The organism is Klebsiella sp. GN_Kp190, assembly GCF_040061795.1.
GTDB lineage: Bacteria > Pseudomonadota > Gammaproteobacteria > Enterobacterales > Enterobacteriaceae > Klebsiella > Klebsiella michiganensis.
On the sequence record NZ_JBEAFN010000004.1, the window covers coordinates 16,263 to 32,169 of the forward strand.

The window sequence follows — 15,907 nt, forward strand, 5'->3', positions numbered from 1 at the left end:
CCCCCCGGCTCTCCCTTCGCGGGAGAGCCGCTTTCCAGAATCATCCCAACCTCGCTCTGCGGATCTCATCTTCTATACTTATTGGTTTGAGATGCAATGGAGGTGCCTGTGCCGCGGATTTTGTTACTGCTTGCCCTACTCTTCACCGCTCCGCTATGGGCCGCGACGCTGCCCGGCGTTCCGGCAACCACAGCGGACCCGTCCAGCAGCAGTGAACCCGATGTGGCGCAGAAGAAAGCGGCCTACGGCGCGCTGGCCGACGTGCTTGAAAACGCCGACGCCCGTCAGGAGCTTATCGAGCAGCTGCGGAAAGCCGCCGCCACGCCGCCGCCGGACAGTACGCCGAAGCTGACGCCGCCGGAAATAAAAGACGAGACCACGGTGCTGGAGAACGTCACTCACATCAGCCGCGAATACGGAGAGCAGCTCTCTTCGCGCTTCTCCCAGCTGTGGCGCAACATCACCGGTTCTCCGCACAAAGCGTTTAATTCTCAGACTTTCACCAACGCCGCCTGGCATTTCCTGCTGCTGGCGGGCCTGGTCTTTGCGTTCTGGTGGCTGGTACGCCTGGCGGCCCTGCCGCTGTATCGCAAAATGGGCCACTGGGGACGGCATAAAAACCGCGACCGCAGCAACTGGCTTCAGCTACCTGCAACGATCGCCGGCGCGTTTATTTTTGACCTGCTTCTGCTGGCGCTCACGCTCTTCGTGGGCCAGCTTTTAAGCGACCGCCTGAACGGTAACAACCCCACCATCGCCTTTCAACAAAGCCTGTTTCTCAACGCCTTCGCGCTGATTGAATTTTTCAAGGCCATTCTGCGGCTTATTTTTTGCCCCCGCATCCCGGAGCTACGCCCGTTCAACCTCAGCGATGAAGCGGCGAAATACTGGAACCTGCGTCTCAGCGCGCTGAGCAGCCTGATTGGCTACGGGCTCATCGTCGCGGTGCCGATTATCTCCAACCAGGTCAACGTACAGTTCGGAGCGCTGGCCAACGTGGTGATTATGCTGTGCATTACGCTCTGGGCGCTGTACCTGATATTTCACAATAAGAAATTGATTACCCAAGGGCTTATCCATCTCGCCGACCGCTCGCTGGCCTTCTTTAGCCTGTTTATCCGCGCCTTTGCGCTGATCTGGCACTGGCTGGCCTGCGCCTATTTTATCGTGCTGTTTTTCTTCTCCCTGTTCGATCCCGGCAACAGCCTGAAATTTATGATGGGCGCGACGCTGCGCAGCCTGGCCATCATCGGCGCCGCCGCGCTAGTCTCCGGTATTCTGTCGCGCTGGATTGCGAAAACCATCACCCTGTCGCCGGAAACCCAGCGCAACTACCCCGAACTGCAAAAACGGCTGAACGGCTGGATCTCCGCGTCGCTGAAAGCCGCGCGTATCCTGACGGTCTGCGTGGCGATCATGCTGCTGCTCAGCGCGTGGGGGCTGTTCGATTTTTGGCAGTGGATGCATAACGGCAGCGGGCAAAAAGCGGTCGATGTGCTGATTCGTATCGCACTGATCCTCTTCTTCTCGGCAATTGGCTGGACGCTGCTCGCCAGCCTGATTGAGAACCGGCTGGCATCGGATATTCACGGCCGCCCGCTGCCCAGCGCCCGCGCCCGAACGCTGCTGACGCTGTTTCGCAACGCGCTGGCGGTGGTCATTAGCACCATTACTATCATGATCCTGCTTTCGGAAGTGGGCGTGAATATCGCCCCGCTGCTGGCCGGCGCCGGCGCGCTGGGCCTGGCGATTTCGTTCGGCGCGCAAACCCTGGTTAAAGATATTATTACCGGGATTTTCATCCAGTTTGAGAACGGCATGAATACCGGCGATCTGGTGACCATCGGGCCGTTAACCGGGACGGTAGAACGCATGTCGATTCGCTCCGTCGGCGTACGCCAGGATACCGGTGCTTATCACATTATTCCGTGGTCTTCGATAACCACCTTCGCCAACTTCGTGCGCGGGATCGGCTCGGTGGTGGCCAACTATGACGTTGATCGACAGGAGGATCTGGATAAGGCCAACCAGGCGCTGAAAGACGCGGTCGCGGAAGTGATGGCGCAGGAAGAGATTCGCGGGCTGATCATTGGCGAGCCCTCTTTCGCAGGATTGGTGGGCTTAAGCAATACCGCCTTCACCCTGCGCGTCACCTTTACTACCCTGCCGTTGAAGCAGTGGACGGTAAGGTTCGCCCTCGACACTCAGGTGAAAAGGCATTTTGACCTCGCGGGCGTGCGGGCGCCGGTACAAACTTACCAGGTTCTGCCGATGCCGGCACCGGCGGGACCGCCGGCACCCGCCGAGCCCACGTTATAAAGCGCGGCGACGTTTGGCTTCGTCCATAAAGGTCCAGGCGATAAAGCGGCTCTGCTTATTTCCCTGGGCCATCTCTTTTTTCACTACTTTCACCGCGCCGACGTCGGTCAGCGCACGGTAGAGCGGCGGCAAATTGTCGCCGCGAGAAACCAGGGAGGTAAACCACTTCACCTGACGGCCAAACTGCTGGCTCTCCGCAATCATCTGCGTAATAAACGCAACCTCGCCCCCTTCGCACCACAGCTCCTGCTGCTGGCCGCCAAAGTTCAGCACGCTCTCCTCGCCCAGTCCCAGGTTGCGACGTTTACGCTCACCGCCCGCCTGCGCGCTGGCGGCGGAATCATGGAACGGCGGGTTACACAGGGTCGCGTCGTAGGTCTCATTTTTATGAATAATGCCGGTCAGAATCGCTTTAGCGTCTTTTTGACGACGCAGGCGGATCTGGCGAGTCAGGCCGGGATTGCCGTTGACGATAGCCTGGGCGCTGGCGAACGCGTCGGCGTTCACTTCGCTGCCGGTAAAACGCCAGCCGTACTCGTGCACGCCAATGAGCGGATAGATGCAGTTTGCGCCAACGCCAATATCGAGAATGCTGGCGTTGGCCGGGATCGTCCCGCTATCCAGCGCCAGCAGATCGGCGAGATGATGGATGTAGTCAGCCCTGCCCGGCACCGGCGGGCAGAGAAAGCCGTCGGGAATATCCCAGTGGTTCACCGCGTAGAAGTGCGCCAGCAGCGCTTTATTCAGCGCCTTCACCGCCAGCGGATTGGCAAAGTCGATGGTCTGCTCACCCACCGGGTTAAGGGTGATAAAGCCCTGGAGCTCAGGGTGGGCCTGGCACAGCGCGGGCAGGTCGTAGCGTTGTTGGTGACGGTTACGCGGGTGTAACCCCGGTTTCTGGGCTTTCATGGCAATCTCCTTTGAACAGCCGCGTAAGATACCCGTTGACGGCGGCGCGGTAAATAAGTGAGTCTGGTTATCTCTTTTTTTGTCACGGGTGTCGTATGTATTTCTACCAACCTTCGCACGGACACGGGCTGCCGCACGACCCGCTTAACGCCATTATCGGGCCGCGCCCCATCGGCTGGATAGCCTCCCTTGATAACAGCGGCCAGCGTAACCTCGCGCCGTACAGTTTTTTCAACTGCTTTAACTATCGGCCGCCGATTATTGGTTTTGCCAGCAGCGGCTGGAAAGATAGCGTACAGAATATCGCCGAGACTAAAGAGTTCGTCTGGAATCTGGCCACCCGGCCTCTGGCGGTCGCGATGAACGAAACCTCCGCCACCCTTCCCCATAATGAAGATGAATTCATCCGCGCCGGGCTGACTGCCGCTCCCAGCCGCATCGTCAGCGCGCCGCGGGTCGCCGAAAGCCCGGTAAACTTCGAGTGTCGCCTTTCACAATGCATCCAGTTAACGACCGCAGAAGGGCGAGCGGTTGACACCTGGCTGGTGCTGGGCGAAGTGGTGGCGGTGCATATCGATGAATCGCTGCTGGAAGACGGAATTTACCAGACCGCCAGGGCCCAGCCGATTCTGCGCGCCGGAGGCCCCAGCGCCTATTATGGCATTGATGAAAGCCTGCGCTTTGACCTCGTTCGTCCGGACGCCCGCTAACCCTCCCACCCGGCCTGTACTAACGCCGTTTTCCAGGCCGGGTAGCTGAATGCCATTTCCCGCGACAACCTCGCCTGCCCGGCGCGCCTTTATGTAGAAAAAATGCAGCCAATGTAAATAAATGTATTTATTTTTTTATAAATGAGTGATAGAAATTCGCCTGTTGTTTGATAATGATTATCACAATCATTATCAAACTCATTGCTTTTGTAAAAAATCACCTGCAGTGGTCGGGGCGAAGCAACGCTTCGTCTGCGGTCGTTATGGCCTAATTAAAATTATAAGTCACTTATTGATATGGAAAAAAATAACAATTTGCCGTTCAGCAGTTTTCACTCGCTCACTCTCTTCACCGGCTTATGCCTGAGTCTTTCTCCGACCGGCCAGCTGCTTGCCGCGGATAGCACTGAAAAAAATAGCGGCGAAACGCTGGTGGTCGAAGCTCAGACGCCATCGCTGTACGCGCCGACCCGCTCCGCCGATCCTAAATTTTCACGCCCGATCGCCGACACGACGCGGACGGTTAGCGTGGTCTCTGAGCAGGTGATGAAGGACCAGGGCGTCACTAACCTCACCGACGCGCTGAAAAACGTTCCCGGCGTCGGCGCTTTCTTTGCCGGCGAAAACGGCAACTCGACGACCGGCGACGCGATTTACATGCGCGGGGCGGACACTTCCAACAGCATTTACGTCGACGGCATCCGCGATATCGGCAGCGTCAGCCGCGATACTTTTAATACCGAGCAGATCGAAGTCATCAAGGGACCTTCAGGCTCCGACTACGGACGCAGCGCGCCGACCGGCTCGATCAATATGATCAGCAAACAGCCGCGCCTCGATTCCGGCATCGACGCCTCCGCCAGCGCGGGCAGCGCCTGGTTCCGACGCGGCACCCTGGATATTAACGAGGCCATTGGCGAAACCAGCGCGGTGCGTCTGAATCTGATGGGCGAGAAAACCCATGATGCGGGCCGGGACAAGGTGAAAAACGAGCGTTACGGCGTCGCGCCATCGGCCGCATTTGGCCTCGGCACCGAAAACCGCCTGTATCTTAACTATCTGCACGTAACCCAGCACAACACGCCCGACGGCGGCATTCCCACCATCGGTCTGCCGGGCTATTCCGCTCCCAACGCCGGCACCTCGGCGCTGAATCACTCCGGCAAGGTCGCCACCAGCAACTTCTACGGCACCGACTCCGACTACGATGATTCCACAACCGATACCGTGACGATGCGCTTCGAGCACGACCTGAGCGACACGACGACGATTCGCAACACCACCCGCTGGTCTCGCGTGAAGCAGGATTACCTGATGACTGCGGTGATGGGCGGCGCGTCAAACATCACTCAGCCAAACCCCAACGATGTCGGCACCTGGACCTGGTCGCGCCTGGCGAACACCAAAGATACCAGCAACAAGATCCTGACCAACCAGACTAACCTGACGTCGACGTTCTATACCGGGGCCATCGGTCATGACGTCAGCACCGGTGTGGAATTTACCCGCGAAACCCAGACCAACTACGGGGTATATCCGCTCACGCCTCCGGCGGTGAATATTTATCATCCGAACAGCGATATCTCCATCGGCGGCCTGAACCGCAGCGGCGCCAACGCTAACGGACAGACGGATACCTTCGGCGTCTATGCTTTCGATACGCTGCAGATAACCCAGGACGTCGAACTTAACGGCGGGATCCGTCTGGATAACTACCAGACCAAATACGATAGCGCCAGCCTGTGCGGCGGTACCGGACGCGGCGCCATCGCCTGCCCGACCGGAGTCGCGAAAAATACCCCCGTCACCACCGTCGATACCTCAACCAGCGGTAACCTGGTTAACTGGAAGGCTGGCGCGCTGTACCACCTGACCGATAACGGCAACCTCTACGTCAACTACGCCGTCTCCCAGCAGCCGCCGGGAGGGAGCAACTTCACCCTCGCGCAAAGCGGCACCGGCAGCAGCGCCAACCGAACCGACTTTAAACCGCAGAAGGCCAAAACCAGCGAAGTCGGCACCAAGTGGGAGCTGATGGATAAGCGCCTGCTGCTGACCGCCGCCCTCTTCCGCACCGATATTGAAAACGAAGTCGAGCAGAACGACGACGGCAGCTATTCGCAGTACGGTAAGAAGCGCGTTGAAGGCTATGAGATCTCTCTGGCCGGTAATATCACGCCCGACTGGCAGGTGATTGGCGGCTATACCCAACAGCACGCCAGCGTTCGTGAAGGCGCGAATACCGCCCAGGATGGCACCAGCGCGCTGCCGTATACGCCAGAGCACGCGTTTACCCTCTGGAGCCAGTATCAGGCCACCGATGCGATCGCCGTCGGCGCCGGCGCGCGATACGTCGGCAGCATGCATCGCGGCAGCGACGGTGCGGTCGGCACGCCTTCCTATACCGAAGGCTACTGGGTGGCTGATGCCAAAGTCGGCTATCGCATTAACCGTAATCTCGACCTGCAGCTGAACGTCTACAACCTGTTTGATACCGACTATGTCGCCTCGATTAACAAGAGCGGCTACCGTTATCACCCGGGTGAACCGCGAACCTTCGTGCTCACCGCCAATATGCACTTCTGATCCACCCCGGGGCGGCTGCGCCCCGTTTTCTCCGGAGATAAAACGATGATGTATCATATTCCCGCCGTTCTCAGCTCTCAGGAAGTGGACGATTTTATCGCTCAGCTGCAGCAGGCGGAATGGGTCGACGGGCGCGTGACGACCGGCGATCTGGGCGCCCAGGTCAAAAATAACCAGCAGGTTGATACCCACAGCAATCGTTACGGCGAACTTCAGGGCAACGTACTGGCGGCGCTGAATCGCAGCTCGCTGTTTTTTGCCGCCGCGCTGCCGAAAGCGATTTCCAGCCCGCTGTTTAATCGTTATCAGCAGAGCGAAACTTATGGTTTCCACGTCGACGGCGCGGTGCGCAGCCAGGCGCAGGGAGGCTGGATGCGCACCGATCTTTCCGCCACGCTCTTTTTAAGCCCCCCGGAGAGCTACGAAGGCGGTGAGCTGGTCGTGAACGATACCTACGGACAGCATTCGGTTAAGCTCCCTGCCGGGGACCTGGTGCTCTATCCTTCAAGCAGCCTGCACTGCGTCACCCCGGTGACCTCAGGCGTTCGCGTCGCCTCGTTCTTGTGGGTTCAGTCAATGATCCGCGACGATAAACGCCGCAGTATGCTGTTTGAACTGGATGGCAATATTCAGAAATTAAAAAGCCGCCACGGCGAAAGTGACGAAGTCCTGTCTCTGCTTAATCTGTACCATAACCTGCTGCGCGAATGGTCAGAGATCTGAGCCTTGTCTGGTCATTTTTTATCCCCATATTCTCTATACTAAAGAGAGGCGAGATAGCGAGGTGAACTATGGCATCAGGCTGGGCGAATGATGACGCGGTGCAGGAACAGATCGACAGCACCATCAACGACGCGATAGCTCGGGCGCGAAACGAACTGTCATCGGGGGAAAGCAACAAATTTTGTGAAGAATGCGGAGAGCCGATTCCTGAGGCGCGTCGACGGGCGGTGGCGGGGGTGAAATACTGCGTAAAATGCCAACAGGAGAAAGATTTACATAACAATACATTTTCAGGATATAATCGCAGAGGCTCCAAGGATAGCCAGCTTAGCTGACCAATATTTACCGTTCATTACGCACATCGCGTTATCTTTTCGCGCACGTTTTTTGGCAAACGGCGTGGCAAAATGTGCCCTTCCAGCCCCCCGTTCGCCGCCCCGACCTGTTTCGCCGCCGCCGGCTAAAATAATTTATTAATATTCAATAAATTAATAGTCGTTCAAAAAATTAGATGAAGACTGTTAATTTCCTTCGATTTTATCTCCCGCTAAAAACCGTGATACTTATCACATCGACGGAACATCGTCCCCTATACAGAACAACCTGCGAGAGATTAACTATGAAAAACATCAAATATGCTGCCGCCGCTATCGCCCTTTCCGCTCTGTCTTTCGGCGCGTTCGCCGCTCAGCCGGTGACATCGGCTCAGGCAGAGAGCATGAACAAAATTGGTGTGGTTTCCGCTGAAGGCGCGACGACGCTGGATGGACTGGAAGCTAAACTGGCTGAAAAAGCTGAGGCCGCTGGCGCAACCGGCTATAGCATTACCTCCGCTAACAGCAACAACAAACTGAGCGGTACTGCGGTTATCTATAAATAATCGTCAGTTATCCCTGTAGCAACAGCAACACCCTGTAATGCCACTGTTTTAACCCTGTAAGATCCTTTAATACCCTTGCCTTGCCCGTCCATGCCACTGGACGGGCTTTTTTTTGCCTGAGATCCTGCGATAGAGTTACCAGCTCTCAGCCACCTTCGCCAGCCCCTGCTCCAGAGACAAGACCACGCCGGTGGCCAGAAGACAGCAGGCCAGCTGAATTTTCAACGATGACGGCAGCGGTTCGCTCCCGACCATACAGCGCTCGATCCAGCGCGCGGTCACTTCGGGATCTTTTGACTCCGGCAGAGCGACTGCCTGCGCAGCGGCGCCATCCTGACGCTCGTTAACCACCCGCGTACCGGTCTCATCAATCAGGCTAATCTGCGGGCAGCGCTGCGGGTTAGCGTAAACTTCGCCTTCAGTACCGTGCATCAGCAGCGCCCGGCCGCCGATCCCGGCAAAAAATTTCGCGACCCGACCGACGTACTCAGGGTGCGAAACGCTCGACAGGCGCAGCGCCGCATCTTCGGCAAACGGCGTCGCCAGCTTGGCCAGGGTGTGGGCGCTGTTACGCACGCCCATGCGCCAGCGCATCGCCAGCTGTTTTTCCAGCGGCGGACAAAATACGCCAACCGGAACGTAAACCGGCTGGTGACTGTCTAGCCGCGCCTGTGCCTGGCCCGCGTGAAGCGTCGCCGGGATCCCCATCAGGTCAAAAATGGTTTCCGTCAGCACGCGGGTGGGATCGTGGCTAACGCCGTGAACAATGACCGGGAAGCCGAGCTTATGCAGCAGGACGGCCAGCAGCGGCGTCAGGTTGGCCTGTTTACGCGCACCGTTATAGCTGGGGATCACAATCGGCATCGGTTTGCCGACCGGCGGCGTCAGCTTAATGGTGTGCTCCTGCATCGCTTCATAGAAGCCCTTCATCTCCGCTTCACCTTCGCCCTTGATGCGCAGGGCAATAAGAATGCCGCCGAGCTCAAGGTCAGGCACCTCGCCGTTAAGCATCCGCGAGTAGAGCGCGCGGGCCGTTTCCACGTCCAGGTCGCGAGCGTGGTTTTTTCCGCGCCCGACTTCTTTAATGATTTTGCTGTAGTCCATTGCAGGCTCCTCTGAGCTTCTCACCGCGTCGACATTGCACCGCTAACGCCGTTTGCGACGCGTCTGTTTTATTTTAGTTTTTACTATAACCTCAGGGACGGCTGGCTGCTCTATCGGAAATATGGGTAATGCATTCAATAAACGCTTACCGTAGTTTTTGGTCAACAGGCGTTTATCATAAATTACCACCTCTCCCCAGCAGCTATGGCTACGGATCAGGCGGCCAACCTGTTGAATCAGGTTGAATGACGCGCTGGGCAGGCTCTGAACTTCGAACGGATAGCGGTTGAGGCTTTTGAGCCATTCGCCTTCGGTGATCACCACCGGGCTGTCAATCGGCGGGAAAGCGATCTTGTGGATATGCACCTGGCTTAACAGTTCGCCTTTTAAATCCAGGCCTTCCGCGAAGGATTGCAGCCCAACCAGTACGCTGCGCTCGCCGCCTTCAACGCGTTTACGATGCAGCTCGACCAGCCGGTAGCGAGGCTTATCCCCCTGAACCAGCAGCAGCAGGCGCAGATCGGTAACGTGTTCGAGAAACCGCTGCATCGCTCTTCCGCTGGCGAAGAGTACCAGCATGCCGAGATGCTTTTTGCTCTCAACCTGTTCCCGGAAATAGGCGGCCATCTCGGCAATATGCTGCTCTTCGTTATCGATAAGCGGTTCGTAATGCATCTGCGGAATGACGATTTTACCCTGTTCGACATGATTAAAGGGCGAATCCAGCGCCACAAAGCGGTCTCCCGCTTTCTCTTTCAGCCCGCTCATCTCCTGCAGACGCGAAAAGCTATTGAGCGAGCGTAGCGTCGCAGAGGTAACGACGATATGCGGGACGCTGCGCCACAGCAGCCTCTCCAGCTGATCGCTGACGCGGATCCCCACGCAGTGGAACCAGATATGCATCTGGCCATCCCGCAGGTCGCGGGTGACCCATTTGGTCACTGGCGCGCCGGAGGACTGCGCCAGTGATGCCAGCCGCCACAGTTTACTTTGGCTTTCAAACATCCCCAGCGCGCGGTTCATCTGCAGCAGAACCCGGTGCAAACGCACCACGTCGTGACTGCCGGTTTTTTCGCCCAGATCGTTAAGGAACAGCTCCGCCAGACCGCGCAGCGTTTCGGTGAGCTTCGCCAGCCGCTGGCAAATCTCCATCACTTCCTGCGGCAGCTCCCCCATCGGGAAGCGGTGCTCCGCCTCCTGCCCGGCCGGCATGTACAGATTGAGGATATTATTCAGGGAGGAGATGAGCTCATAGAGCTCCTCGCAATGCCCATTCAGACGCTCGGGATTCGCCAGCGGCGGCGTGGTTTTAGGGCGAAACTGCTCCATGCAGGTCGCGACCAGTTTCGTAAAAAGATCCAGCTGCAGGCGGTACCAGGGGGCGGTGATTTCCGCGCTCATTTCCAGCGCATCGCGGGCCACCTCCGGAAGATGGTGGCCTTCATCCAGCACCAGCAGCAGATGCTTCGGTTCTGGCAGCACCGCTTCGCTTTCCATCGCCGCCATCACCAGCGCGTGGTTCGCCACCACCACTTCCGCTTCCTGGATTTCCCGGCGGGCGACAAAAAACGGACATTCGCGATAATAGTGGCAGTTGCGGTTCAGGCAGCTGGCTTTATCGGTGCTCAGGCGGCTCCATAATGAATCATCCACATTTTTATCGGTATGATCGCGCAGGCCGTCCCATTTGTAGCTATCAAGGTCCGCTTTCAGCGTCGCGCACAGCTTCTGTTCCGCCTGGTTGTTAGGCGTGAGTTCGTCATCAAGAAAGGCCAGTAAATCCTGCTGCGTTGGCTCGGTGCTGGCAAGCGCGGCCAGGTTACGCGGGCAGACGTAGCGCCCGCGGCCAAAGGCGGCGGTAAATCGCAGGTCGGGAATGATTTTGCGCAGCAGCGGCAGGTCTTTACTGTAGATTTGGTCCTGCAGAGCAACGTTGGCGGTACTGACCACCAGCGTTTTTTGTTCTTCACGGGCAATGGCGATGCCGGGAATCAGGTATGACAAGGTTTTGCCGACGCCGGTCGGGGCTTCTATCGCCAGATGTCGCCCCTCTTCCCCGGCGAGCGTCTTCGCCACATCGGCAATCATCTGCCGCTGCGGAGGACGGGGAATAAAGTCAGGGATTTGTTCCTGAAGCGCCTTATACCAGGCGGCGATTTGCGCTTTCAGCGCTGCGGTCAAAGCCATGAGAAAACCTGAATACTGTATAAACAGCCACTATTGTGCCATTTTTTAGCCGTCGGAAGGAACGTCTTTCTGAGCAAACTGGAATCACGCTCGAGGTTATGCTGAGCGAAGCGCGTCCGGGTAAGGAGTCTTACCCGGACAACCCATCAGTGGTTTAGCCGCGCGATCGCGACACTCGCCACAGGAGTGACGGGATAGCGTTACTCCGCCGCGGCGGGTTTGCGCGGGCGACGACGGCGAGGAGGCTTACCGTCCTGAGTTCGCGCTTTCGGCGCTTCGCCATCGGTACGACGCGGAGCGGACTGCTGACCGCGACCTTGCCCCTGGCCACCGCGACCCTGACCCTGGCCACCGCGACCGCCGCCGCGCTGCTGCTGACGACCGTTCTGAATCGGCTCGGCTTTAATCGATGGATCCGGCTCGTAGCCCGCCAGGGCAATACGCGGGATCTCTTTTTTCAGCAAGCGTTCGATATCATGCAGCAGTTTATGTTCATCAACGCAAACCAGCGACAGCGCTTCACCCGTTGCCGCGGCGCGCCCGGTACGACCGATACGGTGCACATAGTCTTCCGGTACGTTTGGCAGCTCGTAGTTCACCACGTGCGGCAGCTCTTCAATATCCAGACCGCGCGCGGCGATATCGGTGGCCACCAGTACGCGAATGCCGCCGGATTTAAAGTCAGCCAATGCGCGGGTACGCGCGCCCTGGCTCTTGTTGCCGTGAATAGCGGCGCTGCGGATGCCGTCTTTATTGAGCTGTTCCGCCAGATGGTTTGCGCCGTGCTTGGTGCGGGTAAAGACCAGCACCTGCTGCCAGTTACCTTCACCGATCATCTGCGACAGCAGCTCGCGTTTGCGCTTTTTATCGACAAAATGCACCAGTTGGCTCACCTGCTCAGAGGCGGTGTTGCGGCGGGCGACTTCGATCTCCAGCGGGTTATGCAGCAGCTTTTCCGCCAGCGATTTAATGTCATCGGAGAAGGTTGCGGAGAACAGCAGGTTCTGACGTCTGGCCGGCAGCTTCGCCAGCACCCGGCGAATATCGTGAATAAAGCCCATATCCAGCATACGATCGGCTTCGTCCAGCACCAGCACTTCGACTTTGTCGAGGCTCACGGCGTTCTGATGTTCAAGATCCAGCAGACGACCCGGCGTTGCCACCAGGATATCGACGCCGCTGCGCAGCTTCATCATCTGCGGATTAATGCTCACGCCGCCGAACACCACCAGCGAGCGAACGTTGAGGTATTTGCTGTAATCCCGGACGTTCTCGCCAATCTGCGCCGCCAGCTCGCGCGTTGGGGTCAGGATCAGCGCACGCACCGGGCGACGCCCTTTAGCATGCGGCTCCTGTTGGATCAGATGCTGAAGCAGCGGCAGCGTAAATCCCGCCGTTTTGCCGGTACCGGTCTGAGCGCTGGCCATCAGATCGCGCCCCTGTAATACTGCCGGGATAGCCTGCTGCTGAATTGGGGTTGGCTCAACGTAGCCCTGCTCAGCGACGGCGCGCAGGATTTCAGGATTCAGGCCAAGGGAATCAAAAGACATAACAACTCCGAACCGCCCCGGCCCGTCACAGGCGTAGTTTTCAGGGAGATTATTGCGAAAGAGATGGCAAAAACCACAATGCCATGAAGCTGCGCAGTCTAGCAGATTTTGTGACGAACCGCATAAAATCTGCCGAAAAGAATCCTCCGGCTAACAAACCACTGCTCCCCGTCCTGTCGATGAGAAGCGGCGATGGCGCTTCGCGCCAGGCGTCCCCGAAATAGCCCGTTTAATGCCTCGACGGGGAAACCGCGAACAAAAGCAGAGAAACGCCCCCCCACAACGCGGCGGCGAAAGCGATTAACGCAGGCGATACTTAATTTTTTCGACCATCTTCGCTGTGGAGATGCCGTAGCGGTCGTGCAGCGTAGGAAGCGCGCCGGCCAGCAGGAATTCGTCAGGCAAACCGACGGTATCCAACTCGCAGCGTACGCCTTTACGCATCAGCAGCGCGGCAACCGCCTCCCCCAGCCCGCCGACCGACGTGTGGTTTTCCGCGGTCACCACCAGACGGCCGGGCTTCGAAGCCTGCGCAACGATCGTTTTTTCATCAAGCGGTTTGATGGTGGGGACATGCAGCACCGCCGCGCTGATATTATCGGCCCGCAGTTTTTCAACCGCCTCGAGGGCGCGCATGGTCATCAGCCCGGAAGAGATAATCAGTACATCGTTACCGTCCTCCAGCAGCTTCGCCTTGCCCAGCTCAAACTGATAATCATATTTATCGAGCACCAGCGGCACCTTACCGCGCAATAGACGCATATAGACCGGACCGTCGTGGTCGGCAATCGCCGGTACCGCCTGCTCTATCTCCAGCGCATCGCAGGGATCGACGATGACCATGCCGGGAATGCCGCGCATAATCGCCAGATCTTCCGTTGCCTGATGGCTCGGCCCGTAGCCAGTGGTCAGGCCCGGCAGCGCCGCGCAGATCTTCACGTTCAGATGCTCTTCGGCAATCACCTGATGGATAAAATCATAGGCGCGACGGGTGGCAAAAGCGGCATAGGTGGTGGCGAAGGGAATAAATCCCTCCTTCGCCATTCCCCCGGCGGCCCCCATCAGCAGCTGCTCCGCCATTCCCATCTGGAAGAAGCGATCCGGAAAGGCCTGGGCGAAAATATGTAGATCGGTATACTTTGACAGGTCCGCGGTCATACCGACGATTTCCGGACGCTGGGCCGCCAGCTTCGAGAGCGCGACGCCAAACGGCGCGGAAACGGTCGCCTGCCCTTCATCAGCAATGGAGGCGATCATCGCCGACGTTTTTAAGCGTGGTTTACTCTGGCTCATTACAGCACTCCTTCCGGTTTGTTGGCGTCCAGCACCGCAATCGCTTTTTGCCATTCGTCGGCATCGACGCGGATAAAATGGTTCTTATCGCGGGTTTCAAGGAACGGCACCCCTTTGCCCATCAGCGTGTCGCATAAAATGACCCGCGGCTGGTTGCCCGCATGATTTTTCGCGTTATCAAAGGCGGCCACCACCGCCGCCAGATCGTTACCGTCCACGCGCTGCACGTACCAGCCGAAGGCGGCCCATTTTTCATGCAGCGGCTCAAAGCCGAGAATTTTGCGCGAATCGCCGTCCGCCTGCTGTTTGTTCACGTCAACGAGGTTAATCAGGTTAGTCAGGCCGTAGTGGGCGGCCGACATCGCCGCTTCCCAGGTTGAACCTTCGTCCAGCTCCCCATCCGACATAGAGTTAAAAACCCAGGATGCGCTGCCCTTCTTCTTCAGACCGAGCGCCATCCCGACGGCGATGGAGAGCCCCTGCCCCAGCGAGCCGCCGGACATCTCCATTCCAGGCGTATAGGTCGCCATGCCCGACATCGGCAGGCGGCTGTCGTCGGAACCGTAGGTCTCCAGCTCCTCTTCCGGGATAATTCCCGCTTCCAGCAGCGCCGCATAATAGGCGATGGCGTAATGACCGTGAGAGAGCAGAAAACGGTCACGCCCTTCCCACTGCGGATCTTCCGGACGGTAGCGCATCGCGTGGCTGAAGGCGGTGGCCAGCACATCCGCATAGCCTAATGCCTGGCCGATATAGCCCTGCCCCTGGACTTCGCCCATTTGCAGGGCATAGCGACGAATACGCCACGCCGCCGCGGCAACTTGTTGTGTTTCTGTCATCTTCATCTGCTTGCCTCGCTTAGTGGATTAACATGCCGCCGTTCACGTCCAGGGTGATACCGGTCGAGTAGGAAGAGAGATCGCTGCCGAGGAACAGGGCGGCGCGCGCGATATCCACCGCATCGCCCAGACGGTTCATCGGGATCCCGGCGAGGATATTGGCCGTCATGTCGTCGGTCAGCTTGCCGGCGGTAATATCGGTCTGAATCAGCCCGGGCGTGATGCAGTTTACGCGGACGTTATCCGGGCCAAGCTCGCGCGCCATCGCCCGCGCCAGGCCGAGCACACCGGCTTTTGCCGCGCTGTAGTGCGGGCCGCCGAAGATACCGCCGCCGCGCTGGGCGGAAACCGAAGAGATACAGACAATGCTGCCCGATTTTTGCGCCCGCATCGCCGGAATAACCGCCTGCGACATCAGCAGCGTGCCGCGCAGGCTGACGTCCAGCACAGCGTCATAGTTGGCGCGCTTAATTTCCATCAGCTTCAGCGGCTGGGTAATGCCGGCGTTATTCACCAGCACATCGACCCGGCCATATTTCGCCAGAATCTGTTCGATTGCGGCCTGCACCTGAACTTCATCGGCGACGTTCGCTGCCAGACCAAGATGGCCTTCGCCCAGGGCCGCCGCTGCGGCTTTGCTGGCTTCGCCATTGAGGTCGATAATGACCACGCTGGCGCCGTTCTCGGCAAATAATTTGGCGGTGGCAAAACCCAAACCGCGTGCGGAGGCCGCGCCAGTAATAATGGCGACTTTATCTTTTAATAACATATTTTCACTCCATGACATGACGTCATATTAATTAACAG

At 58.1% G+C, this 15,907-nt stretch carries 13 protein-coding genes; 6 read left to right on the plus strand and 7 right to left on the minus strand.

Annotated features, from left to right (window positions below; translation table 11 throughout):
- The first annotated feature begins 108 nt into the window (after positions 1 to 108).
- Positions 109 to 2,319 carry a mechanosensitive channel protein gene (ybiO, locus tag ABLU67_RS01610; protein WP_032694518.1) on the plus strand — a complete coding sequence of 737 codons (2,211 nt, stop codon included), beginning with the start codon at positions 109 to 111 and terminating at the stop codon, positions 2,317 to 2,319.
- Here ybiO and rlmF read toward each other — a convergent pair.
- Entirely contained in the window at positions 2,314 to 3,228 is a 915-nt protein-coding gene (gene rlmF / locus ABLU67_RS01615; protein ID WP_025108096.1) for a 23S rRNA (adenine(1618)-N(6))-methyltransferase RlmF, read from the minus strand. The genes ybiO and rlmF overlap by 6 nt on opposite strands.
- 95 nt (positions 3,229 to 3,323) lie before the next feature.
- On the opposite strand from rlmF, the gene ABLU67_RS01620 reads away from it, so the two are divergent.
- The 5 genes from ABLU67_RS01620 to ybiJ all read left to right on the plus strand — a co-directional run bounded on the left by ABLU67_RS01620 (position 3,324) and on the right by ybiJ (position 8,127).
- Positions 3,324 to 3,938 carry a flavin reductase family protein gene (locus ABLU67_RS01620; RefSeq protein WP_025108097.1) on the plus strand — a complete coding sequence of 205 codons (615 nt, stop codon included), beginning with the start codon at positions 3,324 to 3,326 and terminating at the stop codon, positions 3,936 to 3,938.
- A 297-nt stretch (positions 3,939 to 4,235) separates the two neighbouring features.
- Entirely contained in the window at positions 4,236 to 6,524 is a 2,289-nt protein-coding gene (locus ABLU67_RS01625) for a catecholate siderophore receptor Fiu (protein ID WP_048261135.1), read from the plus strand.
- A gap of 45 nt (positions 6,525 to 6,569) precedes the next feature.
- Positions 6,570 to 7,247, plus strand: coding sequence for a PKHD-type hydroxylase YbiX (gene ybiX, locus ABLU67_RS01630; protein WP_025108099.1), 678 nt, complete (start codon positions 6,570 to 6,572; stop codon positions 7,245 to 7,247).
- Between the two features lie 68 nt (positions 7,248 to 7,315).
- On the plus strand, positions 7,316 to 7,582 hold the full coding sequence (locus tag ABLU67_RS01635) for a DksA/TraR family C4-type zinc finger protein (RefSeq protein WP_348852126.1): 267 nt from the start codon (positions 7,316 to 7,318) through the stop codon (positions 7,580 to 7,582).
- Between the two features lie 284 nt (positions 7,583 to 7,866).
- The gene (gene ybiJ / locus ABLU67_RS01640) at positions 7,867 to 8,127 is read left to right on the plus strand and encodes a DUF1471 family protein YbiJ (protein ID WP_004130722.1); all 261 of its coding nucleotides are present in this window, start codon (positions 7,867 to 7,869) and stop codon (positions 8,125 to 8,127) included.
- A gap of 135 nt (positions 8,128 to 8,262) precedes the next feature.
- Here ybiJ and ybiB read toward each other — a convergent pair whose 3' ends face one another.
- The 6 genes from ybiB to ABLU67_RS01670 all read right to left on the minus strand — a co-directional run bounded on the left by ybiB (position 8,263) and on the right by ABLU67_RS01670 (position 15,869).
- Positions 8,263 to 9,231 (minus strand): DNA-binding protein YbiB, encoded by a 969-nt coding sequence (gene ybiB / locus ABLU67_RS01645; RefSeq protein ID WP_025108100.1) that lies wholly within the window; start codon positions 9,229 to 9,231, stop codon positions 8,263 to 8,265.
- Positions 9,232 to 9,273: 42 nt separating this feature from the next.
- Positions 9,274 to 11,418, minus strand: coding sequence for an ATP-dependent DNA helicase DinG (dinG, locus tag ABLU67_RS01650; RefSeq protein WP_032748835.1), 2,145 nt, complete (start codon positions 11,416 to 11,418; stop codon positions 9,274 to 9,276).
- A 200-nt stretch (positions 11,419 to 11,618) separates the two neighbouring features.
- Entirely contained in the window at positions 11,619 to 12,968 is a 1,350-nt protein-coding gene (gene rhlE, locus ABLU67_RS01655) for an ATP-dependent RNA helicase RhlE (protein WP_025108102.1), read from the minus strand.
- Positions 12,969 to 13,268: 300 nt separating this feature from the next.
- Entirely contained in the window at positions 13,269 to 14,261 is a 993-nt protein-coding gene (locus tag ABLU67_RS01660; protein WP_014837873.1) for a transketolase family protein, read from the minus strand.
- Positions 14,261 to 15,106, minus strand: a complete 846-nt coding sequence (locus tag ABLU67_RS01665; RefSeq protein ID WP_014228507.1) for a transketolase — start codon at positions 15,104 to 15,106, stop codon at positions 14,261 to 14,263. Before ABLU67_RS01665 ends, ABLU67_RS01660 begins: the two co-directional genes overlap by 1 nt.
- Before the next feature lie 13 nt (positions 15,107 to 15,119).
- On the minus strand, positions 15,120 to 15,869 hold the full coding sequence (locus tag ABLU67_RS01670) for a glucose 1-dehydrogenase (protein WP_014228506.1): 750 nt from the start codon (positions 15,867 to 15,869) through the stop codon (positions 15,120 to 15,122).
- Positions 15,870 to 15,907 lie beyond the last annotated feature (38 nt).

Coding starts and splice junctions, on each gene's coding strand:
- rlmF (WP_025108096.1), bottom strand. CDS start 3,228: ATGAAAGCCCAGAAACCGGGGTTACACCCGCGTAACCGTCACCAACAA.
- ABLU67_RS01620 (WP_025108097.1), top strand. CDS start 3,324: ATGTATTTCTACCAACCTTCGCACGGACACGGGCTGCCGCACGACCCG.
- ABLU67_RS01625 (WP_048261135.1), top strand. CDS start 4,236: ATGGAAAAAAATAACAATTTGCCGTTCAGCAGTTTTCACTCGCTCACT.
- ybiX (WP_025108099.1), top strand. CDS start 6,570: ATGATGTATCATATTCCCGCCGTTCTCAGCTCTCAGGAAGTGGACGAT.
- ABLU67_RS01635 (WP_348852126.1), top strand. CDS start 7,316: ATGGCATCAGGCTGGGCGAATGATGACGCGGTGCAGGAACAGATCGAC.
- ybiJ (WP_004130722.1), top strand. CDS start 7,867: ATGAAAAACATCAAATATGCTGCCGCCGCTATCGCCCTTTCCGCTCTG.
- ybiB (WP_025108100.1), bottom strand. CDS start 9,231: ATGGACTACAGCAAAATCATTAAAGAAGTCGGGCGCGGAAAAAACCAC.
- dinG (WP_032748835.1), bottom strand. CDS start 11,418: ATGGCTTTGACCGCAGCGCTGAAAGCGCAAATCGCCGCCTGGTATAAG.
- rhlE (WP_025108102.1), bottom strand. CDS start 12,968: ATGTCTTTTGATTCCCTTGGCCTGAATCCTGAAATCCTGCGCGCCGTC.
- ABLU67_RS01660 (WP_014837873.1), bottom strand. CDS start 14,261: ATGAGCCAGAGTAAACCACGCTTAAAAACGTCGGCGATGATCGCCTCC.
- ABLU67_RS01665 (WP_014228507.1), bottom strand. CDS start 15,106: ATGAAGATGACAGAAACACAACAAGTTGCCGCGGCGGCGTGGCGTATT.
- ABLU67_RS01670 (WP_014228506.1), bottom strand. CDS start 15,869: ATGTTATTAAAAGATAAAGTCGCCATTATTACTGGCGCGGCCTCCGCA.